This window comes from Limosilactobacillus viscerum, from assembly GCF_947387525.1.
GTDB classification, from domain to species: Bacteria; Bacillota; Bacilli; order Lactobacillales; family Lactobacillaceae; genus Limosilactobacillus; species Limosilactobacillus viscerum.
The window spans coordinates 1-25238 of the sequence record NZ_CANDNW010000010.1; the positions used below are offsets into that span (position 1 = coordinate 1).

The 25238-nt window shown below is 44.7% G+C and carries 26 protein-coding genes, 5 tRNA genes, 1 rRNA gene and 2 pseudogenes; 29 read left to right on the forward strand and 5 right to left on the reverse strand.

Going from position 1 to position 25238, the window contains the following annotated elements; all coding sequences use genetic code 11:
* Positions 1–132 precede the first annotated feature (132 nt).
* The 9 genes from rrf to tpx all read left to right on the forward strand — a co-directional run bounded on the left by rrf (position 133) and on the right by tpx (position 4871).
* A 5S ribosomal RNA gene (gene rrf / locus QOS07_RS04210) occupies positions 133–249 on the forward strand.
* Between the two features lie 5 nt (positions 250–254).
* Positions 255–327, forward strand: a tRNA-Asn gene (locus QOS07_RS04215).
* A gap of 45 nt (positions 328–372) precedes the next feature.
* A tRNA-Thr gene (locus QOS07_RS04220) sits at positions 373–445 on the forward strand.
* 156 nt (positions 446–601) lie between these two features.
* Positions 602–766 carry a transposase domain-containing protein gene (locus QOS07_RS04225; protein ID WP_283587807.1) on the forward strand — a complete coding sequence of 55 codons (165 nt, stop codon included), beginning with the start codon at positions 602–604 and terminating at the stop codon, positions 764–766.
* Positions 767–877: 111 nt separating this feature from the next.
* Positions 878–1135, forward strand: a complete 258-nt coding sequence (locus QOS07_RS04230) for a PhzF family phenazine biosynthesis protein (protein ID WP_283587760.1) — start codon at positions 878–880, stop codon at positions 1133–1135.
* A 5-nt stretch (positions 1136–1140) separates the two neighbouring features.
* A complete protein-coding gene (locus QOS07_RS04235) occupies positions 1141–1743 on the forward strand; it encodes a sugar O-acetyltransferase (RefSeq protein ID WP_283587761.1) in 603 nt (200 codons plus the stop codon).
* Between the two features lie 214 nt (positions 1744–1957).
* Complete coding sequence (locus QOS07_RS04240; protein ID WP_283587762.1) at positions 1958–3220, forward strand: M20 family metallopeptidase; 1263 nt, start codon at positions 1958–1960, stop codon at positions 3218–3220.
* Between the two features lie 159 nt (positions 3221–3379).
* On the forward strand, positions 3380–4177 hold the full coding sequence (locus tag QOS07_RS04245) for a PhzF family phenazine biosynthesis protein (protein ID WP_283587763.1): 798 nt from the start codon (positions 3380–3382) through the stop codon (positions 4175–4177).
* A gap of 199 nt (positions 4178–4376) precedes the next feature.
* A complete protein-coding gene (tpx, locus tag QOS07_RS04250) occupies positions 4377–4871 on the forward strand; it encodes a thiol peroxidase (protein WP_283587764.1) in 495 nt (164 codons plus the stop codon).
* A gap of 98 nt (positions 4872–4969) precedes the next feature.
* On the opposite strand, the gene arsC is transcribed toward tpx, so the two are convergent.
* The gene (arsC, locus tag QOS07_RS04255; RefSeq protein WP_283587765.1) at positions 4970–5371 is read right to left on the reverse strand and encodes an arsenate reductase (thioredoxin); all 402 of its coding nucleotides are present in this window, start codon (positions 5369–5371) and stop codon (positions 4970–4972) included.
* 90 nt (positions 5372–5461) lie between these two features.
* Between arsC and QOS07_RS04260 the strand changes: the two genes are divergently transcribed.
* The 6 genes and pseudogenes from QOS07_RS04260 (at position 5462) to QOS07_RS04285 (ending at position 8744) form a co-directional block, all read left to right on the forward strand.
* Positions 5462–6256, forward strand: coding sequence for an Abi family protein (locus QOS07_RS04260; protein ID WP_283587766.1), 795 nt, complete (start codon positions 5462–5464; stop codon positions 6254–6256).
* Between the two features lie 50 nt (positions 6257–6306).
* Positions 6307–6594: a cupredoxin domain-containing protein gene (locus QOS07_RS04265; protein WP_283587767.1), complete on the forward strand. Its 288-nt coding sequence runs from the start codon at positions 6307–6309 to the stop codon at positions 6592–6594.
* 97 nt (positions 6595–6691) lie between these two features.
* Positions 6692–6961, forward strand: a pseudogene (locus tag QOS07_RS04270) (MerR family transcriptional regulator); the annotation flags it as partial.
* Positions 6962–6975: 14 nt separating this feature from the next.
* Positions 6976–7302, forward strand: coding sequence for a putative quinol monooxygenase (locus QOS07_RS04275; RefSeq protein WP_283587768.1), 327 nt, complete (start codon positions 6976–6978; stop codon positions 7300–7302).
* 102 nt (positions 7303–7404) lie between these two features.
* Positions 7405–8154, forward strand: coding sequence for a DUF3642 domain-containing protein (locus QOS07_RS04280; RefSeq protein ID WP_283587769.1), 750 nt, complete (start codon positions 7405–7407; stop codon positions 8152–8154).
* 155 nt (positions 8155–8309) lie between these two features.
* A pseudogene (locus tag QOS07_RS04285) lies at positions 8310–8744 on the forward strand (GNAT family N-acetyltransferase).
* Between the two features lie 58 nt (positions 8745–8802).
* On the opposite strand, the gene QOS07_RS04290 reads toward QOS07_RS04285, so the two are convergent.
* Together QOS07_RS04290 and QOS07_RS04295 are read right to left on the reverse strand one after the other, a co-directional pair.
* Positions 8803–9942 carry an iron-sulfur cluster-binding domain-containing protein gene (locus QOS07_RS04290; protein WP_283587770.1) on the reverse strand — a complete coding sequence of 380 codons (1140 nt, stop codon included), beginning with the start codon at positions 9940–9942 and terminating at the stop codon, positions 8803–8805.
* Positions 9943–10006: 64 nt separating this feature from the next.
* Entirely contained in the window at positions 10007–11377 is a 1371-nt protein-coding gene (locus tag QOS07_RS04295) for a GHKL domain-containing protein (RefSeq protein ID WP_283587771.1), read from the reverse strand.
* 33 nt (positions 11378–11410) lie between these two features.
* On the opposite strand from QOS07_RS04295, the gene QOS07_RS04300 reads away from it, so the two are divergent.
* Positions 11411–11983, forward strand: a complete 573-nt coding sequence (locus QOS07_RS04300) for a zinc ribbon domain-containing protein (protein ID WP_283587772.1) — start codon at positions 11411–11413, stop codon at positions 11981–11983.
* On the opposite strand, the gene QOS07_RS04305 is transcribed toward QOS07_RS04300, so the two are convergent.
* On the reverse strand, positions 11976–12728 hold the full coding sequence (locus QOS07_RS04305; protein WP_283587773.1) for a response regulator transcription factor: 753 nt from the start codon (positions 12726–12728) through the stop codon (positions 11976–11978). The two genes, QOS07_RS04300 and QOS07_RS04305, sit on opposite strands and share 8 nt — an antisense overlap.
* A 194-nt stretch (positions 12729–12922) precedes the next feature.
* Between QOS07_RS04305 and QOS07_RS04310 the strand changes: the two genes are divergently transcribed.
* The 10 genes from QOS07_RS04310 (at position 12923) to QOS07_RS04355 (ending at position 21963) form a co-directional block, all read left to right on the forward strand.
* Positions 12923–12995 (forward strand) — tRNA-Asn (locus tag QOS07_RS04310).
* Positions 12996–13321: 326 nt separating this feature from the next.
* The gene (locus tag QOS07_RS04315; RefSeq protein WP_283587774.1) at positions 13322–14821 is read left to right on the forward strand and encodes a peptide MFS transporter; all 1500 of its coding nucleotides are present in this window, start codon (positions 13322–13324) and stop codon (positions 14819–14821) included.
* A gap of 187 nt (positions 14822–15008) precedes the next feature.
* Positions 15009–15091 (forward strand) — tRNA-Tyr (locus tag QOS07_RS04320).
* 11 nt (positions 15092–15102) lie between these two features.
* Positions 15103–15174 (forward strand) — tRNA-Gln (locus QOS07_RS04325).
* 57 nt (positions 15175–15231) lie between these two features.
* Complete coding sequence (locus QOS07_RS04330) at positions 15232–15858, forward strand: histidine phosphatase family protein (protein WP_283587775.1); 627 nt, start codon at positions 15232–15234, stop codon at positions 15856–15858.
* Positions 15859–15903: 45 nt separating this feature from the next.
* Entirely contained in the window at positions 15904–16551 is a 648-nt protein-coding gene (locus QOS07_RS04335) for a hypothetical protein (RefSeq protein ID WP_283587776.1), read from the forward strand.
* A gap of 103 nt (positions 16552–16654) precedes the next feature.
* Complete coding sequence (locus tag QOS07_RS04340) at positions 16655–18055, forward strand: DHA2 family efflux MFS transporter permease subunit (protein WP_283587777.1); 1401 nt, start codon at positions 16655–16657, stop codon at positions 18053–18055.
* A gap of 67 nt (positions 18056–18122) precedes the next feature.
* Positions 18123–19367: a carboxylate--amine ligase gene (locus QOS07_RS04345; protein WP_283587778.1), complete on the forward strand. Its 1245-nt coding sequence runs from the start codon at positions 18123–18125 to the stop codon at positions 19365–19367.
* A gap of 198 nt (positions 19368–19565) precedes the next feature.
* Positions 19566–21215, forward strand: coding sequence for an aspartate-alanine antiporter-like transporter (locus QOS07_RS04350; protein ID WP_283587779.1), 1650 nt, complete (start codon positions 19566–19568; stop codon positions 21213–21215).
* Between the two features lie 25 nt (positions 21216–21240).
* A complete protein-coding gene (locus QOS07_RS04355; RefSeq protein WP_283587780.1) occupies positions 21241–21963 on the forward strand; it encodes an aspartate/glutamate racemase family protein in 723 nt (240 codons plus the stop codon).
* A gap of 14 nt (positions 21964–21977) precedes the next feature.
* Here QOS07_RS04355 and QOS07_RS09600 read toward each other — a convergent pair whose 3' ends face one another.
* Positions 21978–22046, reverse strand: a complete 69-nt coding sequence (locus tag QOS07_RS09600) for a four-helix bundle copper-binding protein (RefSeq protein WP_408613310.1) — start codon at positions 22044–22046, stop codon at positions 21978–21980.
* Positions 22047–22134: 88 nt separating this feature from the next.
* Between QOS07_RS09600 and QOS07_RS04360 the strand changes: the two genes are divergently transcribed.
* The 3 genes from QOS07_RS04360 (at position 22135) to nadE (ending at position 25227) form a co-directional block, all read left to right on the forward strand.
* Positions 22135–22836 (forward strand): GntR family transcriptional regulator, encoded by a 702-nt coding sequence (locus QOS07_RS04360; protein WP_283587781.1) that lies wholly within the window; start codon positions 22135–22137, stop codon positions 22834–22836.
* A gap of 84 nt (positions 22837–22920) precedes the next feature.
* Positions 22921–24387, forward strand: coding sequence for a nicotinate phosphoribosyltransferase (locus QOS07_RS04365; RefSeq protein WP_283587782.1), 1467 nt, complete (start codon positions 22921–22923; stop codon positions 24385–24387).
* 12 nt (positions 24388–24399) lie between these two features.
* Entirely contained in the window at positions 24400–25227 is an 828-nt protein-coding gene (gene nadE, locus QOS07_RS04370; protein WP_283587783.1) for an ammonia-dependent NAD(+) synthetase, read from the forward strand.
* The last annotated feature ends 11 nt before the right edge of the window (positions 25228–25238 follow it).

Consider the following 25238-nt stretch of genomic DNA (forward strand, 5'->3'; position numbering starts at 1 on the left):
TGCAGTGATGCATGGAGCGGACCATTACTAATCGGTCGAGGACTTAACCAAGGCAAAGCGGTTAGGTTTGTTGGTGGGATTAGATATTGTTTAGTTTTGAGAGCGCAAGCTCTCGTCTCAAGCGAGACGAAGTGTGGTGATGATGGCTTGAAGGATACACCTGTTCCCATGCCGAACACAGAAGTTAAGCTTCAACACGCCGAAAGTAGTTGGGGGATCGCTCCCTGCGAGGATAGGACGTTGCCACGCGTTATTCCGGCATAGCTCAGTTGGTAGAGCACCTGACTGTTAATCAGGTTGTCGTCAGTTCGAGTCTGACTGCCGGAGTTGTTGAAGCTGTTGACTGGTTCAGTTAGCAGCTTTTCTTTTTATGCCGACATAGCTCAGCTGGTAGAGCATCTCCCTCGTAAAGAGAAGGTCGGAGGTTCGACTCCTCTTGTCGGCATTCTTTATTTTCATGCTTTTGTATCGATTTAAATCGTTGATATAAAAGCATTTTTATTTTCCTTAAAACATTAAAAACGTATTTAATGTAAGCAACCAGTAACAACTCGTCTAGCCTAAACGGTCACTGCAGTGCCTCCTATACTGAGATTATCCAATCAGTGCGGTTTTCTATACTTTAGTAGCAACGGCTAAAATGAATCAGTTAAATCCTTATCGCTACTTCAAATATTTATTTGAGGAGCTACCCAACCGCAAGACGGTAAGTCTTGAGGCTTATTTGCCATGGGCAAAAGTAATTCAAGAGAATTGTCACCAATAAGTAGGGCGATCGTGATCCAAGCTTGAGGATCACGACCGCCTTTTTCAATACGTGTCGTTATGGTGTGCTTACAGTAAATTAGTAAAACTGGATGGTCTCTTGCAGCATGCAATGGCACGCAGTCAAAAGGACGATTGTGTTTCCCGGTCCTTTGCGCCGAAGCTATCTGTTGCTGAAGACCCAGTTTGCGGAAGCGGTCATTGTCATATTATCCCGTACTGGGCACAACAACTAGGTAAAAATCACCTTGTTGCTTACCAGGCCTCACAACGTGGTGGAGTTCTCTATTGTGATTGCTGGGGTAAACAAGCCACGCTCGCTAGTAAGGCAGTCCTGTATTCAGAAGGAAAGTTAAATATCAAGGAGTAATTGTAATGAAGTTAGCAGAAAAATTTGCCTATATGGCAACGGGGAAACCCTATAATGACCTGGACCCACTATTGGTGCAGGCCCGTGACCAGGCAACTGTAAATACTAATGCAATTAATAATGAAAGTGATCCGGCCAAAAAGGAACAGCTGATTAGGCGATTATTTGGCAGTACGGGTAAAGCACCATTTGTAAATCCAAACTTCCGCTGTGAGTTTGGTCGTAATATTCATGTTGGTGATCATTTCTATGCCAACTATGATTGTACGATCCTGGATGGTGCTCCGGTAGAAATCGGTGATAACGTTTTATTTGGTCCGAAGGTTGGGTTGTATACCAGTAACCACCTTTTTGATGCCGGTGAACGAGAACGTGGTGGCTGTATTGCAAAATCAATTAAAATTGGTAACCGTTGTTGGCTGGGAGCTAATGTTTCTGTTACCCCGGGGACAACAATTGGGGATAATACAATCATCGGTGCCGGAAGCGTAGTCACTCATGATATTCCGGCAAACGTCATTGCGGCTGGTGTACCCGCTAAAGTGATCCGGGCAATTACTGATAAGGATAAGACCGGCTTTGATCCCAATAATCCACTGTATTTGTAATGAAGATCGCTATCCATTAATTTAGGGCTGTTAAGCACTTCTTGAGTTAATCTGTGATTGGACTGATGATAGAAGTCCCGGTAATGATCTTGCTAGTTGATGTTGCATCATGAATTAAGCAAATCCATACTGGTTCTTGCAATAAAAAAATTGATTTGCTAACCTGTGGATAGTCATGACGAATACTATTAAAACCGGTTGTTTGGAGTATCCGATGCAAAATCAAATTAATGATTTTCTTGAAGCTAACCGTCAACAAATAATCAACCTTACTTCTGAATTAATCAAAAGCCATAACCCCCACAATCTTGAAGATACCCGACCAAGCATGAAACTCGTTCAGGACTATTTAGCGTGTTACCAGCTTTCCTTTACGTCCCTTGCTAAACAAGCAACGATGCCTAACTTGGTTACCACTCTTAATCCGACCAGAAGTGGGCGCAAACTACTTTTCAATGGACACCTTGACTGCCTACCTGTTGGCAATCATGAAGCTTGGTCTCCCGAACCTTTTAGCGGTGCCATTAAGGACGGCAAGATCTTTGGCCGTGGATCGGCGGATATGAAAGCTGGAGTAGTTGCAATGTTAGTGGCCTACACATATCTTTCATCAATTCCGGACCGGCTTAACGGCCAATTAAGCTTGATGCTAGTTTCAGATGAAGAAACTGGTTGGGGGCGGGGAAGTTATTATGTCCGGCAGCAAATGCCTGAATTAAAAGGTGTCGATGGGGTATTGCTAGCTGAGCCAACTCATCCTGAAACAATTGCCTTCTCTTCTAAGGGGTATACAGAAATCAAGATAACGGTTAACACTTCAGGAGCAATCGCTGGTTACGAAAATCTCGGAACCAATGCAATTGTTGTAGCATCTAACATTATTCAACGCCTGCAAAGCTTTCCAGCAATCGCTGTTCAATTACCAAGTCCTGTTCAGAAAGTTATTAATACACCTGAACGTAGAAAGTGGTATGAGAAACGAGTCGGTTCTGGAATGGCAAATCAGCTAAAGAAGACCACCCTTACTGTTAGCAAGTTCCAAGCTGGCGATTCTACGAGTATGATCCCATCTAACGCCACTTTTAAGCTTATGATGGTAACACCGCAAAACGTAAATCGGCAGAATATCTTAGCTCGACTACGCAGAATAATAAATAAGTATCCTGGCGCTAAGATGAACGTTATCGGTGGGGATGATGCAGATATCAGTGTACCCGGCGGAAAACTTTATAATGATTTACACGATGCAATTCTGTCAGTTTCCCAAATCGATGCTCAACCAGTTCCAGAAATTGCCATATCAGATGCTCGCTATTGGAGATGGGATGGAATTCCAGCATTTTGGTACGGTTTCAATGGTGAAACTGTGGGAATGGCAAATGAGTATATTGAGATTGACCAATTATTTAAGCTAATCAAAATTTACATATTAACAGCCATAAATTTTCTGAAGGGTAATGAAGACATTGAAAAATAGGGATAGCGGCTATTCGCAATAAGTAACTACTTTTTAATTTTTTGTAGGAATAATGGCTATAATTAAAGTTAATCTAACTAAGCAGAGAGAAGGAGTTCTATGTCAATAAAATTCAGTCAAGCTGATGTTTTTACTGGAGTACCTTATTAAGGAAACCCAGTGGCGGTAATCATTGATGGGGACCAATTAACAGACTCAGAAATGCAGAAAATTGCTAATTGGACGCACCTTTCAGAAACTACCTTTATTTGTTCCCCAACTAATCCGGAAGCAGATTATCGTTTACGAATTTTTACTCCTCATGAAGAATTACCATTTGCTGGGCACCCAACTGTCGGTTCTGCCCGAGTAGCGCTTAATAACGGCATTAAGCCTGCTCATGAGGGCTACTTAGTTCAGGATTGTGGTAAGGGACTCGTTAAGATTTACATTGACGGTGATCAGCTTTCCTTTGCTTTACCAACGCCCAAGATTACCTCTGTAACAGATGAATTAAATGAACAGGTTGCAAAAGCACTTGGTTTAAGCAATACGTCAAAGGTCACATTAACTGAAATGGTTGATGTTGGGGCAATTTGGCTAACAATGGGACTAAAGTCTGCTCAAGACGTTTTAAGCCTGGATCCTCAAGATGAACAACTAGTTAAATTGCTACCTACCGGAACTACTGGTGTGACTGTATTTGCACCGCAAGAATCAGCAGACAGTGATTTTGAAGTTCGCTCATTTGCACCAGTAGAGGGAGTGCATGAAGATCCTGTTTGCGGAAGCGGTAATGGTGCGGTGGCAGCTTTAATTAAAAGCCATCATTTGTTAAATAAGCAAAAGTACATTGCTCATCAAGGGCAAAAGATGGGCCGAAACGGTATTATTAACGTTAACTTAAATGGTAATAACCCAATTCTCGTCGGTGGTCAGGCGGTCGAATGTATCACTGGTCAGCTTCGCCATTCATAATAGAGCACCGCATCATCAGTAGTGTGAAAGAAGCCTTGTTGATCCATCATTATTGCCTCCATAATACTTTTATTCTCTATTATATCTGTGGGCTAAAGAATTGTCGTGACTTTTCTAAAATCATGGGCTTAAGCAGTGATTTTTGATGGTGTTTTGGTTATACTAGACCTAATCAAATTTAGCAAAGGAGTGGCTAAGCATGGAAATCACGATTAATGGTGAAAAACGGCAACTAGTAGGTAACCCACCGGAAGTCGGTGATGAATTCCCACATTTCAAGGTTTTTGATAAGAACGGTGCTAAGATTAAGACCCGCCAATTACTTGGTAAGGTTACTCTCTTAAGCGTTGTTCCCGATATCAACACTCCAGTATGTAGTATTCAAACCCAGCGTTTTAATTCAACGATGGACCAGTTCCCAGATGTAAACTTCTTGACTATTTCAACCAACACCACTGAAGACCAGCAGAAGTGGTGCGCCGCTGAAGGAGTTAAGAACATGGAACTGGTTTCTGATAAGGAAGAATCATTCGGTTATGAATCAAAGCTACTGATTCCCGATGAGGGCGTTCTCGCACGGTCAGTCTGGATTCTTGATCAAGATGGCAAGGTTGTCTACCGGCAAATCGTAAGTGAGTTGGTTGATGAACCGGATTACGAAAAGGCAATTGCCGAATTAAAGAAGTTAATGTAAAAGAGAACAAGAGGTCCAGAGTTCGTTTATGAGCTCTGGACCTCTATTTGTGTACCGTGTTGGTTGCTTTTGATCGATAGAAAGACTTACACCAATTTTTAACGCAATTCTAAAATCCGCTGCTTAATCTCATCCCTAACCTGGCGAAAGGTCACTAACCGTTCCGCTAAGCTGCCGGTTGCCTGTGCGGGGTCAGGGAGGGGCCAATGAATTCCCATTGCTTGTGGTGGCAGGACTGGGCAGCGGTCACGGGCATCACCACAGAGCGTGATAATTAAGTCGGCATTGTTAAAAAAGGTCGGGTCAATTAGCGTCGACCGTTGCTTGCTAATATCGATCCCATCTTCGGCCATCACCCTAACTGCTAGCGGGTTTAGACCATGGACTTCGACACCCGCACTCCGTACATCGTAATGGTTGCCGAGTAAGGTCTTGGCATACCCCTCGGCCATTTGGCTCCGGCACGAATTCCCAGTGCAGAGAAAGTAAATCTTTTTCATTTGCGCAACCTCCTAACGCTATTTTCACTTACTAGCCAGGCAGGAGTCAAGCCGGCTTGGTATAATTAACTGAAAAGGGTGGCGAAGGTAATGGATAATAATGTTGAAGCACAAGTTAAGCAATTGAATACCCGCGGCATCACGGTTAATGACCTAGAATACTTTGCCCGACAAAGCCAGGCTTATGGTTACCACGAAATTGTTGACCAGTATTTACCACACTTTGCAGGGCAAAAACGGTCGATCGACTTTAACGACATTGCCGACCTTTACCACTTAGACCAGCAACTAAAAAATGTGATGATGGTCAGCCTGCAATTATTTGAGCAATCCTTTAAGGTGGCTTTAGCCGCTGCTCTTCCTGCAATGCGGCATGGTGAAATTTTCAAGGAAGCATACCGGTTGGAGGATGGCCGGGTGATCCGGCGCGGCGACCTTAAAGCCCGTATCCGCCGGATCAAACAGCACTACTTAGAACCCTTCGCTGGCTACCGGCAAGCATATAACGGTGAAATTACTCCTTGGGTCCTGGTTAAGGAAATGTCGTTTGGGGTGGCAACGAACGCCTTCTTTTTATTGGGGAGCCAGGTCCAGACCCAGGTCCTCGCGCGTGTGTTTAAGGCACCATTATCGGTGGAAGGGTTTGACAAACTACTTGCGGATGTCCGGCTGTTTCGCCGCCGGGCGGCCCATAATTATCCCTTGCTCGGCATTAAGTCTGCTAATGGTCGGTCCTTTTACCGGTTAATGTTAGCCGACCTGGCCTTATTAAAAAATCAGGCGCCATTTCGATATGCAAAGGAAGACTTTCAAGCGATTAGCACCCGCTACTTAGGCGACCACCCGACAGAACGTGACTTTTTGCGATCAAATATAGAGCCATAGTTATTACTGCGAGTTATACCAATATAAAAATGCAAAAAGGAGTGAAGATCATGAGTCTATTTTCAAACAAGCAAAGCAAAAAAGTTGTTGTTGCCGCTGCTAATGGCGGGTACAAGCCGGCAGTTGTGAAGTTTAAGACGGGCAAACCCGCCGCAATTGATTTTGTACCCAAGGGTGACATGGGGTGCATGAACGAGGTTGTTTTCAAGGACCTCGACATTGACGTGAAGTTAGATGGCAAAAAGCGGGTGACCGTTGATATCCCAACCGACCAACCGGGCACTTATAACTACGCCTGCGGAATGGATATGTTCCACGGAAAGGTGATCGTCGAATAGGTCAGTTAAGCAACGATCCAACTTTCCGGTGTATTCATTCCTATGCCAAGCTCGAGGCAGGCAATTTTACCGTTTTGGTAGGTCACAATAAACTTGGCAAAAGTGGGTTGAGATGATCATCTGTCTACGGCATTCTGGGGTATCGGTGGAGAAGTTAGTTGAATATGTGGAGCTGTTGAAGCAAGGGGATGCAACCCTGCAGGCTCGGGAGAACCTGTTGGTGGAACAACGTGACTTGCTGCTAGAGAAGCAACGCAACCTTCAGCGGTCGATTGACCGACTCTCCCATAAAATTTCTCTCTACCAATCTGGTGAGATCAGACAGAACAAAAATTACTTTGAAGAATATCGGATTATGGACGATTAAGAAGGAGCCTAAAAATGAGTTTAACCATTAACCTTTACTACACTGGCAAGAATGGCAGTGCCCGGCGCTTCATGGAAGAAATGGAGAGCAGTGGGATTGCGGACCGGATCCGTCAAGAAGAGGGCAACGAGCGGTACGATTACTTCTTCCCAGCAAACAATCCCGAGACGGTTCTATTAATTGACCGTTGGGCGGACCAAGCGGCAATTGACCGTCACCATGCTTCGCCGATGATGCAGGAACTGGCCCAGTTACGGGAAAAGTATGACTTACACATGAAAGTGGAACGGTATATTTCAGCAGATGAGCCTAGCAGCGATGATAAGTTTATTCGTAAATAATTACCGACGATGAAAAATTAAGCAGTTTATAGAAAATTAATAACCTTCCGCGGGAAAACTATATAATAAGAGGTGGATTTTAGGAAAAGAAGGTTATTAGTAATGAAAAAGTATCAACGGCTTGCCAGTCTGGTCGCGGTCGCTTTAGTTGCAACATCATTGACAGCGTGTGCTGCAAAGCAGTCCTGTCAATCGTCATCTAACAGTTCATCGACGGCAACAAGCCAAAAGACGGCAGATGGAATTGTCGGCTCCTTCCAAAATACGGGGAAGGGGACCGCAATTAACCTATATGCTAACGGGACTGGCCGTTATGTTTATGCCGACCCGGTTAACAGCGACACCAATGACCAGTTAACCTGGCAAAAGACTGGCGATAACGACTATACACTTAAGTTTGATGACAGTGATGTCACCAGCCCAATCACTGCCCACCTTGATGGTAACCGGCTAACCTTAACTGGGGACAGCAACTGGTCGACCGACACGATGACCCGGGCTAATGGTAGTATTAACCTCGATAAGTACCTGTCTGACCACCATGGCGGTAGTGGTAATAGTAGTCAAGGCAATTCCTCAGTTGATCCAAAGCGGGTCGGTGCGATGGCCTTCCAAGCAACCTACGACGGGATGCCCGGCCGGGAAACCTTCAGCTTCTCATCTAATGGTGATACCTATTCCTTTGGTGAAGGACCATCAGCTGACGGGGCAATCGAATACAAGATTAAGGGGAATAACGTTACTTACTGGAAGGCTAGCGACCCAAGCAATAAGACTACGACAACAGTTAGTGCCTTAGAAAGTCAGACCGATGCTGAACAGATTAGTGGCATTGTTTCGCATACCAATTAGTACAGACGTTAAATTACTTACAAATTAATAACGCTCGCTTGCAGTCCCCGGATTGTGAGCAAATGAGTTGGGCATCAACCATCTTCTACTAGGGCCTGCCAGAAATGGGGCATGAGGAAGCTGGTTGGTGCCCATTATTTTTAGGAGTTTTTCAGATGAAGGTTGAAGTTAAAACATTAGCCGAGTTATCAAGCCAGGAGTTCTGCCGAATTGTTGAGGAACGGGTCTGCGTTTTTGTTGTGGAACAACAATGTCCCTACCAGGAAGTGGACGACCAGGATTATGGTGCCCACCACCTCTTATTAAAAAATGATCGCGGTCAGCTGGTTGACTACACCCGGATTATGGATAAGGATGCTGACCGGGCAACTTTTGGCCGGGTCCTGGTTCCAAAGCAGTTTCGTGGTCACCAGTATGGCCGTCAGCTGGTTCAAACAACGATTGACCATACTAAACGGCTATATCCGGGCAAGAAAATCCAGATTTAGGCCCAAGGCCATTTACAAAAGTTCTATGAATCGTTTGGCTTCAAGCCGGTCTCTGCAGTCTATTTAGAGGATGGTATTCCCCACCTTGATATGGTGAAATAATAAAGGAGCACCAACGTCCAGAAACTAGAACGGTGGTGCTCCCTATTTATATTAAATTTTAGCCAAATTGGTTGGCGTAGTCATGAACCGGAACTTCAAGTGTGAGGTCACTAATCGGGTAGGAAACGCAGGTGTTGAGGTAGCCAAACTCTGCATCAGCAGCCCGCCGGTGGTCAAATTCAGCAGGAATAAATGCCTTTCCGCTAACGAGGCGTGAACGGCAGGCCGAACAGACACCGGACCGGCACATGGATGGAGCAACGATACCAGCCCGTTCTAAAGCAACGAGTAGTGATTCATTGGCTGCCGCTTTAATCGTGGTCAATTGGTCACGGGTGATGACAGTGAGCTTAAAGTTCTTATCCTTAGCAGCGGCTGGGTAGTCAGCAAAGTCATAGGGACTAGCGTTATTCCCATTTAACTCATGCCGAACACGCCCCGGAGCCAGGTGAAGCTGATCTACTTCCTTCATTGCAAACTGGTACATAACCGATGGACCACTGATGAAGATTGAGTAGTTGCCGGCTGGTGCATACTTTTTAATCAATTCCTTGGTGATAAAACCGTGCTCATAGCCGGTCACATCTTCGTCACTGAGAATATTTACCAGCTTAACCTTGCTAGTTTGGTCAGCAATCTTTTGCAGTTCGTCCCCCAGTAGGATATTATCGTGGGTCCGACTACCGTATAGGATTGTCAGGTTAGCATCAATTGTTCCATCAAGGATAGCACCCGCCATGGAATAGAAGGGGGTAATCCCACTACCACCGGCGAGGGCCACGATATTTTCTTTATCCCGGATAGGCTCGTAGAATAGTTGACCAGCTGGTCCAGAGGCAACAACGCTGGTTCCAACGTGCCAGTTTTTCCAGATAAATGGTGTCACAAAGCCGGTTGGCACTAGCTTCATGGTAACAATATATTCTCCGCGAAGTGCTTGGACTGGCGTTGAACGAATGGCGTATGGTCGTGTGACATAGCTGCCATTAATGTGGAGGCGCAATGAAATGTATTGCCCTGCTTGGAAATAGGCCAGCTTGGTAGTTCCCTTGTTAGTGTCAGGAACCAGCACGAAGCTTTTAGCATTTGGACCGTGGTTGATAATTTCCTTAATTTTAAGATACTGGGTTTCTGGATGTAACGCTTTTGCTAAATGAAAAAATTTCCTGATAACCATTAAATAAAAAATGAGGTTCAAAGTTCATTTCCGAACTTTGGACCTCATTGGTATAGGAGGAAGAAACCATTATTACGGCTTCTTTTTATTGCTTTTTCGGTAAAATAATTCGTTGTTCAAACCAGTGCTTATCAGAGCTCCGGTCATTGACTGCTTGGGGATACTTGCCCAGAATAATCCGTAAATTACGTAGGCCAATATGGTGGCTAGCACCAAGGTTAAAGTTAACCGAATTGATATCTAGGCGGTCGAGGTCAATGCGGTTTTCCTTCGTTGAATTACCAACCACAATGAACTGAGCGTTGTCATTTTCGTATAAACAAAGGTCGACTTTCTTTTCCGCTGATTCTGCAGCTGCATTAATCGCGTTATCAAGCAGGATAGAGAGGATTCGAATTGCGTCAATTTGCGCTAATGTTTCAGTGAGGTCAATTGGCTCAACCACTTCGAGAATTGGTGATAATTGCTTATTGATGGCCTGGTTGATTTTACCGTATACTACCGACTTAATTCCGGAATTCTTAATGTTCTTGAGGTTGCCAAGTAAGTGCGTCGGGAGGTTGATGATTGAATCGGTCGAATCAGTTAGCCGCTCCAATTCGGCTTTGGCATAGTCAAGGTTGTCGGTATCCAATGCACTCTTCAAACTGTAAAGTACGTTCTTATAGTCATGCTTGAAGCGCCGCATATCATCGTACATTACTTCAAGCTGGCTGGTATAACTCGCCAGGTTATTTAGTCGGACTTGCGCATAATGCAATTCTTCGCGGCCTTGCAGCAGTCTTCCGACCACATACAAGATTGTCAGTACCAGTATGTAATATAGGGTGGCCGAGATAATAGCAAAGAGGTTGATATTCTTGACGTGCAAGGCCCCACTAATCATTGCCGGGTTGTACTGGAAAAGGTAGAAAAAGTAACTAAGTGGGACAAACAGTAAACTCAGAAGATACTTTAACCCACTGTATTGATAGTAAACAATTTTAAAATACGGTACGAAAAAACGCCGGGATAACTGTATAATTAACAGGGCGATTAGGTATATGATTGGTACCAAGAAGAAAAAGAGGAGTGCACTGAATTGGGGAAAATTAGTGATAACCAGCCTGGCTCCAACTAAGCCAACAAACGAGGCAAAGTAGTAAACGACCAGTGAGAAGCCAAACTGGGCAACTACCGTTGAAAAGCGCTCTTCGTTAGGGTTGTTAAAGTAAAAAATACCAAGTGCTGAAACAACGGTAAAAAGTATGTCATTGAGAAAAAGATTGGGCTGTAAGAAAATTAGGACGATCCCAAAGATTAGGTAGTAATACAATGGGACCCGCGTCTTAGTAACATGGCGAAAAACACCCCAAAATAAGAGCGGGTAAAAGATGATCGTCTTAATTAAAAAGGTGATTAGGTAACTGGTGTTTGGTGCCTGGATAAATGGATTGTTAATGTTGAAAAAAGTCATTTGCTCAAATCCCCAGTAAGAAAGGTACAAATAATGAAAAAACAAATTAGTAAGACTTGCCCTAAATGCGGCAAACTGAATTCAATTCACGAAGGATATTGTACTAATTGTGGGGCTAAATTACCAGCAATTGGTGATAAGACGGTCGGCTATACGCAGCGAAAGTCGCGAAAACAACCGATGATTGTTTTTTCGTTACTAGCCTTGTTCCTAGTTGCTGGAATCGTGTTGTTTTCGATCCAGCAAAATCAAAAGGTCCTGCGCACTTCATCCGTTAACGTAATCCCAATCAAAATTGAATTTTTCAACCAGCATAACCGGCAAGTAATGGTTCGCTATATTAAAGGAAAGACTAGAAAATCCCGTAACGGTTACGCGAGCGGGACGTTGGTGGTATCAAAGAAGCTAAAGCATGACCATGGGCAGGAAGCCAGCTTCTTTGATAGCCGGGCCCGAAAGTCACTCGTGATTAACTCCCAACCAAAGATGACGTTCTATTATAAGAACCGTTACGGGAAATTTAATGACTATGGAAATTGTAAGGTAGCGGGGATGCCGGAGATTCGTCAGTTTCGGATGATTAAGATGGATTCTGGTGCTAATTAATTTTGGTGTCAGCAACTTCCGCTAGCTGGTTCAAGAGTTTGGTGTTCTTCAAGCGGGAGAGTGGACACGGCTTGCTGACACCCTTTAATAGGACGGTGTGGTTATGGGTGTTAATTTCAGTAACCTTTGAAATATTAATTAGGCACCGTCGATGACTACGGAACAGCATTGGCGATTCCTTTTCAAGGGTTGTCAACGAACCATGAACGGTAATTCGCTGGTTGTTTGCTAGTTGCAAAAATGACTGGTGTGAATTCTGGGGATTAGGAGTGAAGTAGAGAATATCTTCAAGACTAATCCTGGTGTACCCAGTGCCAATTTTTAGCAGGATGGTTGGACGGGCAAACCGCCGCAACTTGCTGTGGATAGTCTTGAATGCCCGTACTAGGTGTTCCTTTACATCATCTTTATCCTTAGCGATAAAATCGAGCGCCTCGGATTGGTATTTGTAAGTAACGGGGAGAAACTCATCGTGCACCGTAATAAAGATGATTGTGGCGTACAGGTCATGTTTTCTAATTGTCTGACTAAGTTTTAAGCCTGCTTCCTTGTCGCCATCGATTTCAAGGTCGAGGAGGAAGACGTTATCAACACTGGGGGATGGGAGACTACCTGCTAACTCATTAACCTTGGAGTAAGATTTGAGAGTTGAAATAGTTATTCCTTGTTCCTTTGCAATTTCATTAACCATTTTTTCGAGGTTAACTTGTTCAATCCACTTATCTTCAAGAATAAAAAGGTTCAAATTGGGCACCCCCAGGAGAATTTTAATTATTAATCTGATAATAATTAAAATTAGCCCTTAAGACCATAGCATTTAACCGCTAAATTAATAAAAACGCATTTTAATGAACTTTTAGTTCTTTGACAGATAATCACTGAAAAGATCTTGACGACGAAGGGTTACTTTCGATATAATCATAATTGTTGATTAGTTATTCCGGCATAGCTCAGTTGGTAGAGCACCTGACTGTTAATCAGGTTGTCGTCAGTTCGAGTCTGACTGCCGGAGTTTACTGAGGCGCTGGCCTGAGGGCTGGCGTTTTGTTTTTTAAACGACTGGGATAAAATGTTGTTTTAAATTGTTAACCACTGGTGATTGCTTTGCTTTATTAAGTTAAACACGGCAGTCACCTTTTTTATTAAAGCAAAGCGTGAAAACTTAACGAAAAACTTATGCAAATCCGTCTTTTTTCTCATCAAAATCTTATCTTTTGATTGACTGCTGAAACCGACACGATTATAATTAATTTATTCTGAAATTTTAAAAGATAAATTTAATTTTTGGAATGAGTATGTAACATAATTAATTCATTACAAGGATTTTGGAGGAATTATATGAGCAAAGAGAGAAATGTGGATACAGCATTCTTTGGCCAACCTCGAGGTCTCTCTACTCTGTTCTTCACCGAAATGTGGGAACGGTTTAGTTACTACGGAATGCGTGCCATCCTGCTATTCTACATGTATTATGCAGTTACCAAGGGTGGTCTGGGAATGGACCAAACCACCGCTGCATCAATCATGTCAATTTACGGATCATTAGTTTACTTGTCCGGGGTTGTCGGTGGTTGGCTGTCAGACCGTGTTTGGGGTTCACGTCGGACCGTCTTTATCGGTGGTGTCTTGATCATGTTTGGTCACATCGCCCTGTCACTGCCATTTGGTGTTTCTGCACTTTACGTATCAATTGCTTTAATCGTTATTGGTACTGGTTTGTTAAAGCCAAACGTTTCTGAAATGGTTGGTGGCTTGTACAGCCCAGAAGACCGGCGTCGTGATTCCGGTTTCAGTATGTTCGTCTTCGGTATCAACTTAGGTGCCGCCGTTGCACCATGGGCTGTTCCGTGGGCTGCTAATGGCTTCGGAATGAATCTCTTCCATGGCGAAATGAACTTCCACGCCGGGTTCTCACTTGCGGCTATCGGGATGTTCTTCGGCTTGATCCAGTACGTTATTGGTGGGCGGAAGTACCTTTCTAAGGATAGTCTTTACCCTGAAGACCCAATTGAAAAAGATGACTTACGGCCAGTTATTATTTGGTCATTAGTTGGTGTCGTTGCCATTATTATTATCCTGGGTCTGTTGGCTGCACTTGGTCAATTAAACATCAACAACATTATTACGTTGATCACTATTATTGCCATTGCACTGCCAATCTACTACTTCATTATGATGTTAAATTCCAAGAAGGTTACTAAGGTTGAAAAGTCACGGGTTATTGCCTACATCCCACTGTTCATCGCTGCTGTTATCTTCTGGGGAATTGAAGAATCAGGTTCTGTTGTTTTGGCACTGTTCGCCCAACAACGGACAATCTTGCACATTGGTGGTTGGCACTTTGCGGCCGCTAATTTCCAGACATTGAACCCATTATTCATCATGATCCTGACACCGGTATTCGTTACCCTGTGGGACCACTGGAAGAACCAACCAAGTGCACCTGGTAAGTTTGCTGCTGGTCTGGTTTTCGCTGGTTTATCGTACGCCTTCATGGCATTACCAGCATTGATTCACGGTACTACTGCTGGTCGGGTTTCACCATTCTGGCTGGTTGGTTCCTGGTTCATCGTTGAAATTGGTGAAATGCTGATTTCACCAATTGGCCTGGCCGTTACTACCCGGTTAGCACCAAACGCCTTTAAGTCACAAATGATGAGTATGTGGTTTATGGCCGATGCCGCTGGTCAAGCGGTTAACGCCCAAATCGTTAAGTACTACTCATCATCAACAGAAGTTCCATACTTCCTGACGATTGGTTTGGTAAGTATCATCTTCGGTATCATCCTGATGTTCTTTGTAAAGAAGATCCATGGATTGATGGGCGGCGTTGATTAATTATCTAAGAGGTTGAGTTTAGCTCAGCCTCTTTTTTGTTTTAAAGGCATAAGTAAATTAGCGATGGGTGAACTGACACCTGGCTAATTGTACTTTTTAAATTTTAAATAAAAAAGTACTTGCAATTGGGACGGATATTCGGTATTATAATAAACGTTGATTGATGACATATCAGTTTAACGTTGATGGAGGAGTAGCGAAGTCTGGTTAAACGCGACGGTCTGTAAAACCGTTCCTTCGGGTTCGGCGGTTCGAATCCACCCTCCTCCATATTTTATTATTGGGCTATAGCCAAGCGGTAAGGCAACGGTTTTTGGTACCGTCATGCGCTGGTTCGAATCCAGCTAGCCCAACTGGCAAGAGGTTATCAGGTTTTCCTGATAACCTCTTTTGTTTTTAGGAGCGATATGATGACTGAAATATACTTAATCCGACACGGACAAACCATTGCCAATAAAATGGGACTAAAACAAGGAACTATTGATGACGAACGAACGTACTTAACGGCAACCGGTAAGCAAGAGGCTGCTGTATTAGCAGAAAAACTTAACCTGGGAAATAATTTGACGGCGCTATATGTTTCACCGCTACATCGAGCGCAGCAAACCGCACAAATCTTAAACCATCAGCTTAACTTACCGCTAATTATTGATGATCGATTGCGGGAAATTTCTTATGGTGATTGGGATGGTCAGAAAAATACGGACCTAAAGCAGAAATACCCGGAGCTATTTTATCCCTTGGCAGGAGTAGTACGGCCAGAGTATGTTTCTATTTCCCATGGTGAAAGCTTCCAGCAGGTTGAGACACGGGTTCGTTCCTTTACCAAGGAGTTAACTACTAAGTATCCTCACGGGCGAATAGTAGTTGTTACGCATGGCTTTACAGTCCGTTCATTTGCGGCAATCGTGACGGGTGCGTGTGGAATGGATATCTTGGAGCCAGATAACTGTAGCGTTTCAAAAATAGTAGTCGAACCGGCAAAAATGAAAATGCACTTGGTTTACTATAACCGGGTAGTTAACAGCCACTTTTGATTAGTTGTGCTAGCATTAAGGAAAAAGTAAAGAGGAGTAATTTAGATGCCAAAACAGGGTCAGTTTGCCAAGTCAGCACGCCTTAAACAACTTAATAATTTTAAAGCAAAGCGTCACCAGGGGAAGGGCAACACGATTAATAATGACCAGCTAACTGACTACTTAGTTGTTCGTTTCGCGCTAACAGCCAAGAGACGGGTCCCACAGTCGGCTCAGGAAACCACCCAACGGTTCTTGATTGAAATTGCGGACCAGTTGGTTGCAAAACAAGGGAAACTGGCTAAAATAGTCCCAGAACTAGTGAATCGGCTAAACGCCCAAGTTCCTTGGCAGTTTTTTAAGCAGGTGACGGATAACTGGAACTTGCTGCAAAAGTTTCTGGTAAAGGAAGTCCCAGCAGTCCCATTAGCCAGCAGGGTACGGATTAGTGACCAGGTTACACCAGCAGAGCTCAACCAGCTAGTCGCTACGGTCCTAGCAGAAAAAGGGGCAATGTCAACCTTGCTTAACCAGACTAAGATTGACCCGGCAAAGAAGAAGCAGACAACTCAACTACTGTTACTGACCCTGTATCAAGGGGGACAAATTGACTGGCCAAAAGTTGCTGCATTATTATCACCGCTACCATATCAGCCAGATTCCTCGCTGGACCAGGTAACTCAGGACTGGTTACGTACCTTGAGCAAGCAATAAGTTCTTGACGCGCTTTCAATAGATTTGGTATAACTAAAACGATAACCAGGCTGTGGTGGAGCAATCACCATGGCCCTTTTTTAGTGAAAAGGGGGAAATTTGTGTGGCTGAAAAAAGTAAACATACATACTTAGCAATTATTTCATTAGCGTTATTAACCTTTATCGGAATTCTAAACGAAACCTCGATGAACGTTACCTATCCAGAACTTTCCCGGGAGCTGGGTGTTTCACTAGATACCATCCAGTGGATTACGACGGGTTACCTGTTAATGGTGACGGTGACGATGGGGACAACTGCCTATCTTCTGCGGCAGTTTGCGGCACGGAAGCTACAGTTGACCGCGGTCTTAGCCTTTATTATTGGCGACCTAATGTGTGCCTTAACGCCGGACTTTGCTATGCTGCTAACTGGCCGGCTAATTCAGGCCATTGCCACCGGCCTATCAACGCCAATCCTCTTCCACCTGATCTTTACGGAAATTCCCCGGGAACGGCTGGGTTCCATGACCGGCTTTGCGGGAATGGTGATTTCCTTTGCACCGGCATTGGGACCAACGTATGGTGGCTGGATTTCGGCGATAACCTCCTGGCGAATGATCTTTTGGATTTTACTGCCTTTTGTCCTGGTGAGCTTGGTGCTTGGTCAGCTATTTATTCGTAACCAACCACTGGGTAATGATAAGCGGTTTAGCTATGGGAGCTTGCTGAGCCTAGCAGTGGCATTGTTCTCAGTTGTTTATGGCTTTTCAACGATTGGAAAACAGGGACCTAGCTGGCGGCTAGTACTGTGGCTAATCATTGCGGTGGCTTCCTTTAGTGTCTTTGTCTATGTTAATAACCATGGCAAGTCGCAGTTATTTGACCTTCGTGTTTTCAAGAGCAAGTCACTACGCCTGTCGACTTTGACCTATTTCAACTTGCAATTTATCAACATTGGAATTTCACTAGTAATTCCCTTGTATGCCCAGTATGTTCTGGGGGCCTCATCAACGATTGCTGGTTTAGTCCTCTTACCTGGGTCGGTGTTTGGTGCCTTCATTGCGCCATTTGCAGGTCGGCTCGCCGACCTGCAGGGCTTTGCTAAGCCGGTAACCTTTGGTGGCTGTTTACTGCTAGTAGGGACGCTATGTTTTTCCCTCTTCCAACGCCAGCTAACACCTTTCCTGGTGATGCTTTTCTTCGTAATTCTCCGGATTGGGTTTAACTTTGCTTTCGGGAACACGATTTCTAATGCTTCAATCCTGGTTGATGCTAAGAATAGTGCGGACGTTAATTCAATCTTTAACATGGTTCAACAATTTGCCGGTTCATTGGGGACGGGCTTCTTAGCCGCAGTTCTGGCAGTCTTTCAAAATAGTGGAAGCGGTAGTATGCGGACCCGTACTTATACTGGTGGACGGGTTGACTACCTCTTCTTACTGGCAATGGCGGTAATTGTCGTGCTCGCAATTATTACTAATTACCGGATGCAAAAGCTGGCCAAAGTTCGAGCAAGTAAATAAAGTATGGTAGAATAAGAGCTTGTAATAAGGAGCGTTGTGCTTAGTTTAATAGAAGGAGTGAGACAAAATGAGCGAACAACCATTTGTTCCGCTGATTTTAGGAAGCGACTTTAATGCCTATGGAATGGCCCGGTCAATGTATGAAAAGTATGGGGTGAAGTCCCACCTGTATGCCCGTGCTGAATTGGCACCAACCCGGTTTTCGAAGATCGTCGACCTGCACTTTGATGCAAACCTACAAAATCCGGAAGTATTTACGAAGACCCTGGTTAATGCGGCCAAGCAGTATATTAACCAGGGGAAGAAGGTTGTTTTAATTAGCTGTGGGGATGACTACACTGAGCTGGTCAGCAAGAATCGTGCAGAATTAGCTAAGTACATGGCAATCCCATATGCCGACTATGAATCAGTATCAAAGCTGACGAACAAGGAAGAGTTTTACAATATCTGTGAAAAGTATGGTCTGCCATACCCAAAGACTGATATTTTGAAGCCAGATACGGATTACAAGAATTACAAGTCACCATTTGAATTTCCGGTTGCACTGAAAGCAGCGGATGCGGTTGAGTGGCATAAGGGGAACTTTGAAGGATACGAAAAGGCCTACATTATTAACGATGCCGACCGCCTGCAAAAGGTTTTAGAAACTATTTATGAGCATAGCCCGTATAAGGGTGACTTGATCCTTCAAGAATTCATCCCGGGTGACGATAGCAACATGCGGACAATTAACTGCTATGTTGGTAAGGACCACCAGGTTAAACTGATGAGCCTGGGGCACCCGCTCTTGGAAGAATGTGAACCGGCAAACGTGGGCAATTATGTAGCAATTATGCCGGCGTACGACAAGCAAATTTACCAAAACATTAAGAGCTTCCTGGAAAATGTTGATTTCACCGGTTTTGTCAACTTCGATTTGAAGTATGACCGGCGGGATGGCCAGTTTAAGGTATTTGACCTCAACCCCCGGCAGGGACGGAGCAGTTTCTTTGTTTCGCTGAATGGTCACCAGCTAGCAACGTTCCCGGTTGAGGATTATGTGTTTGATAGTCTAAAGGACCAGGATACAATTTATGCAAACCAGGATCCGGCAAAGTACCAGTTATGGTTGAGTGTATCGAAGAAGACCTTCCTGGAATATGCAAAGGATAATGAGATCAAGAAGGAAGCGGAAAAGCTGATTAAGGAAGGCCGGTATGGCACGACTTACAGCTATTCCAAGGATATGAACCTGATGCGCTGGATTCTAGGGAAGCGGATCGATTCAGTTTCACAGAAGAACTTTGAAAAGTATTTTGTGATGAAAAAATAGTACTAAACGGACCAAGTTAGGTCTGTCTGTGGAAAAGGACTAGCGCGAAGATACGTTAGTCCTTTTTTTAACGTCAACATTGCATCCTAGTTGCGGTTTATTAACATTCAATGACAAGTCGTTAATGATTGTTGAATTGGCTACCCGGCAATGTGATAATATGGCTGGAATTATTAAATACGAAAGAGATTAAGGTTGATGACAGATACAATCATTCATTTTATGGTTGAGAACCAGACCTTCACATTGTTCATTTGTGTTGCGCTTGGTTTCGCCATTGGGAGTTACAAAATTGCGGGACGGTTTAACATCGGAGCTACTGTTGGTACGCTGGTAGTAACTTTAATTGTCGGCCAAATCGGTGCCTTTCCCCGGAATGAAATGCTAGGGACTATCTTCTTTGGTGCCTTCATGTTCTCAGTTGGTTACCGGATCGGCCCCCAGCTGCTAGTCAGCTTAAAGCTATTTGGGGTACGGATAATAATTGCCAGTCTTTTCTGGATGCTGGTTGCTTTCTTCGTATCCTGGGGACTTTTCGTTGCCTTCAAGATTGGCCCAGGTGTTGCCGCCGGGGTTATTTCCGGTTCGTTGACCCAGTCTGCAACCGTGGCTAGTTCGTTACAGACAATTGGCTCATTACCGGTTAGCAAGGCGGTAAAAGCCACGTATGAGGCCCAATTGCCGGTTGCTTACGCCCTGACCTACGTTTTTGGTACGCTAGGTGTCATTATTTTCTTACGGGACATCGCACCAAAAATGATGGGGATCAAGATTGAAGAACAGGGACCACTGATGGCACGGAAATACCACTTCCACGCCAAGAACCCTAACCCGACTTGGCGACGGACCTACCTGGTTTCTGAGGGATCACCACTGGTTGGCAAAACGATTGTTCAGTTTAACCGCTGGTCTAACTACCACCTGATTGCGCTGGCTGTTTTCCATGACCACCAGATGACTGACCACCTGGAATATGAGATTAAACCAGGGGACTTAGTTACAGTGATTGGTTATGCGGTTCACTTTGACCGCCTACATGGTATTCCCAAGATCAAGGAAGTTTTGACGCCAACGAATGCGCCAAAAGAACGAAAATTTGTCCTGGGAAAGAAGTTTAAACCGGTTCAGTTAGCAATCCTTCGCCAACACGGGGTCTTTATTAACATCCAGGACCCTAACACGGGAAATGAACAGCTGATTAACCAGTTGCGGCCGGGAAATGTTATTTCAATTACTGGTAATACCTCCCGGACGGCATATATCCTTGAAAAAATGGGGCAGTGGCACACTAGTGAGAATGCAGTTAACTATACCCTGTTTGCACTTGGAATTGGTGGTGCTTCCCTTTTAGGGATTGTTGGATTAAAATTAAATGGTATCCCACTCCAACTTGGTAACGGGACGGCGGCGTTAATTATGGGACTAGTCCTTAGTTCCTGGATCAACCGTCACCACGATTACAAGTCAATCCCTGAAACCGTTACTTCATTTTGCCAAAGTGTCGGCCTGACGATCTTTGTGGGAACGGTTGGGCTACAGTCCGCGCAGGCGTTTACCTCGGCGGTCCAGTCACTTGGTATTGGGGTCTTAGTAGTTGGAGCGATTATCACGATTGCGCCGCACCTTTTGACGCTGCTTTTCGGCCGTTATGTTTTACGGATGGAACCATTAGCTTTAATTGGTGCCCTGTCTGGTGTCGGGACGAGTGCTGCTTCAATGAGTGAAGATGTTCAAAAGGCCGGACCAGAGGGTGGTGCGTACTTTGCCGCAGCATTTACGCCTGCATTCGTGGTTGGTAACATTGGTATTACCCTATTAGGGCCGATCTTCGTGGCACTGTTGGCCTGAAGATGGGAGAAAGGCGGATTAATTCATGAAAAAGTTCTTTACAGTTCTTGGTGGAATGGGGACGTTAGCGACGGAAAGTTACGTCCGGATTTTGGATAAGCGGACCCCCATTCACTGTGACCAAGACTACCTTGACTACATTGTGGTGAACCACGCAAGCGTCCCCGACCGGACAACCTGGATTCTGAATCACAGTAAGCCCAACTACAACCTAGACTTGATTGAAGATATCAAGCAGCAGAGCTTGTTAAAGCCGGCTTTCTTTGTGCTAATTTGTAACACAGCCCACTATGCTTATGACCAACTGCAAGCAGCAACCGACATTCCGATCCTTAACATGCTGGAAGAGACGGTTAAGGAAATCAAGCGGATTAAGCCTGATGCTAAGAAGGTTGGCTTGCTAGCAACTCGTGGGACAGTGGAATCTGGCCTGTACGATGGTTACATTAAGAAGGCAGGATACGAGGAAATTAAGCCAACACCAGAGCTTGTCGATATGACGGAGGACTTAATTTACCATGATATAAAGGAAAAGGGTCATTCTGACGGCAAGAAATTCCATGAATTGGTTCGGAAGATGGTTGAAGAAAAGGGCGCCGATGTGGTAATCCTTGGTTGCACAGAATTGTCATACGCCCAGGAAATGAATCCCGAAACCGAGTTCCCAGTTGCTGACTCACAGTCGATTATTGTCGACCGGTCCCTGGAGAAGGGAATGGAACTTGAAGGTCGGACTAATAACAAATAGATAGATGATGAAAATTAACACTCACGGCATGCTTTAATGCACAGCCGTGAGTGTTTTTGTTTGATAATTGAACTACTGGTCAGATGATTGGTCTAGTCAATTTGAAACGTGTTAAAATAAAGCTGTATATGTTACCGCACAGTTCTTATTGCTATCAAGGAGGAAAAACTTATGGGTTCACCGGTCTATATTCAAATCCATAATCAGCTAAGGGAAAACATTGAAGATGGAAAATGGCATGTTGGCCAGAAAATTCCCGCTGAACGTGAATTAGCAAGCCACTTTAACGTTAGTCGGATGACCCTTCGCCAAGCTATTCAAGCACTGGTTGACGAGGGAATCTTAGAGCGCCGGGTTGGTTCTGGTACCTTTGTTGCCAACCGGAAAGTTCAAGAAAAAATGGCGGGGGTCACTAGTTTCACTGACCTGATGTTAGCAGCGGGGAAAACCCCTTCGAGCAAAACCATTTCGTACCACTTAACAGTCCCGTCACAAACGGAAATTGAAAAATTAAAATTGCCAGCAGGTGAACAAGTACTGCGGATGGAGCGGATCAGGTCAGGAAATGGTGTCCCAATTTGTTATGAAATCGCGACGGTTCCAGCAAAATTAGTTGAGAAGTTCAGCCGTGAAGAAATCACTTCGTCATTTTACCGCACACTGGAGCAAAAGGCCCACCTATACCCGGGGCACGCTACCCAGAATATTTCCGCTACTAAAGCAACGGAGCGGATTGCAACCTACTTGCAGATCAAGCGAGGGGACCCCCTGTTGCGAATGACTCAGTTATCTTACTTGCAAGATGGTCGTCCGTTTGAATATGTTCACACCCAGTACGTTGGCTCACGTTTCGAGTTCGTTCTTGAAAAATAGCCTTTATTATACAAACTAATGTTGTTATATTAATAACAATACAAAACAGGCAACTACGTGTTTTTTCGAAGGGAATAAAAAACAATGAATTACGATTATCCAGATGATAGCCTCGCTTTACATACCGACGCTTATGAATTAAGTATGATGCAAACCTTTTGGAAGCAAGGACTAGGCAACCGTCGTGCTGTCTTTGAGGCTTTCTTCCGGAAGATGCCATTTAAGAATGGTTATGCTGTATATGTTGGTTTAAGTCATGTTATCCGCTATATCAAGAATCTTCACTTTACCGATAGTGATATCGCGTACTTGAAGACAACTGGTCAGTTCGATGATGACTTTCTGGAATTTCTTCGCGACTTTAAATTTACCGGTTCATTACGGAGCTTTGAAGAGGGGGACTTTGTCTTTGACCACGAGCCAATCCTTCAAGTTGATGCCCCCATTCTCCAGTGCCAGTTAGTTGAAACGGCGATCCTAAACATCCTCAATTACCAGATCATGATTGCGACGAAGGCGGCACGAATTCGGTCGGCAGTTGGTGACCAGGGCGTGATGGAGTTCGGAACCCGTCGTGCACAAGAACTTGACGCTTCATTGTGGGGCACTCGGGCGGCTTACATTGGGGGCTTTGATGCTACTAGTAACGTTCGTGCCGGGAAGTTGTTTGGTATTCCAATCTCTGGTACGCACGCTCATGCATTGGTTCAGGCCTACATGAATGATTACGATGCATTTAAAGCTTACGCGCAAACCCACCGTGACTGTATATTCCTGGTTGATACCTTTGATACGTTAAAGAGTGGGGTACCAAACGCTATCCGGGTTGCTAAGGAGTTTGGCGATAAAATTAACTTTAAGGGTGTCCGGATTGATAGTGGTGACATGGCATACCTGTCCAAGCGTGTTCGGACGATGCTTGATGAAGCTGGCTTCCCAGACGCAAAGATCTTCGCTTCTAATGGCCTCGATGAAAAGACTATCCAAAACCTAAAGATGCAAGGCGCCAAGATTGACGTTTGGGGGATTGGTACCAAGCTGATCACGGCTTATGACCAACCAACGTTAGGTGCAGTCTACAAGATGGTTTCATTTGAAAACGAAGAGGGGAAGATGGTTGATACCATTAAGATCTCTAATAATGTTGGCAAGATGTCAACGCCGGGCAAGAAGCAAGTCTGGCGGATTAATGACCGGGTTGATGGCAAGAGTGAAGGGGACTATATTACTCTGAATAATGAGGACCCACGCAAGTCCAGCACGCTGAACATGTTTAACCCGAACTTCCCACTCCAGCAAAAGGACGTTAGTGATTTCACGGCACGGCCGATGCTAAAGGATATCTGGAAAGATGGTCAGTTTGTTTACGATGAACCAACACTGGAAGAAGTGCGGGACCACCGTTCAGCCAGCCTGGCTGCTTTGTGGGATGAATACAAGCGGGACCTTAATCCGGAAGTTTACCCGGTTGACCTTTCACAACGCTGCTATGACAACAAAATGAAGCTAATCCACAAGGTTAACATGTACGTTAAGGAACTTGGCAAGTAAGGAGTAAGAGCGATGCGTAAGTTACAGGAAAAGATAATTAAGGCGTTGAAGGTCAGTCCGCAGATTGACCCCGCCGAAGAAGTTAAGAAGCGGGTCAGGTTTATTGATGATTTCTTACAAAAGACAGGGATGACTACCCTGGTCCTCGGGATCTCCGGTGGTCAGGATTCAAGTTTAGCGGGCCGGCTTTGCCAGTTGGCAGTTGAAAAGCGGCGCCAAGAAACCCCGGATGGTTTATACCAATTTATTGCGGTACGGTTGCCATATGGTGAACAGGCTGATGAGTCTGATGCAATGAAGGCGATCAATGACTTCATTAAGCCCGACCAAACGCTGCGGGTTAATATCAAACCATCAACTGATGCAATGGTTAACTCGGTTGAGGAAGCTGGCGCTAAAATTAGTGACTTTAATAAGGGAAATATTAAGGCCCGTGAACGGATGATTGTCCAGTATGCGATTGCGGGTGCCAACCACGGTACTGTTGTTGGGACCGACCATGCTGCCGAAGCGGTTACCGGCTTCTACACCAAGTTTGGTGATGGTGGTGCTGATATTACCCCACTTTCTGGTCTTGACAAGCGTCAGGGTAAGGCCCTGCTTGAATACCTTGGGGCACCTAAGTCACTGTATGAAAAGGTGCCAACTGCCGACCTTGAAGATGACCAGCCAATGCGGCCCGATGAAGAAGCACTGGGCGTATGCTACGAAGACATCGATAACTACCTTGAAGGCCATGAAGTGGCTGATAAGGTTGCAGAAAAGATTGAAGCTTGGTACTTACGCACCCAGCATAAACGCCACCAGCCAATTACCCCCCTGGATACGTGGTGGAAGTAGTTTTAGACGGA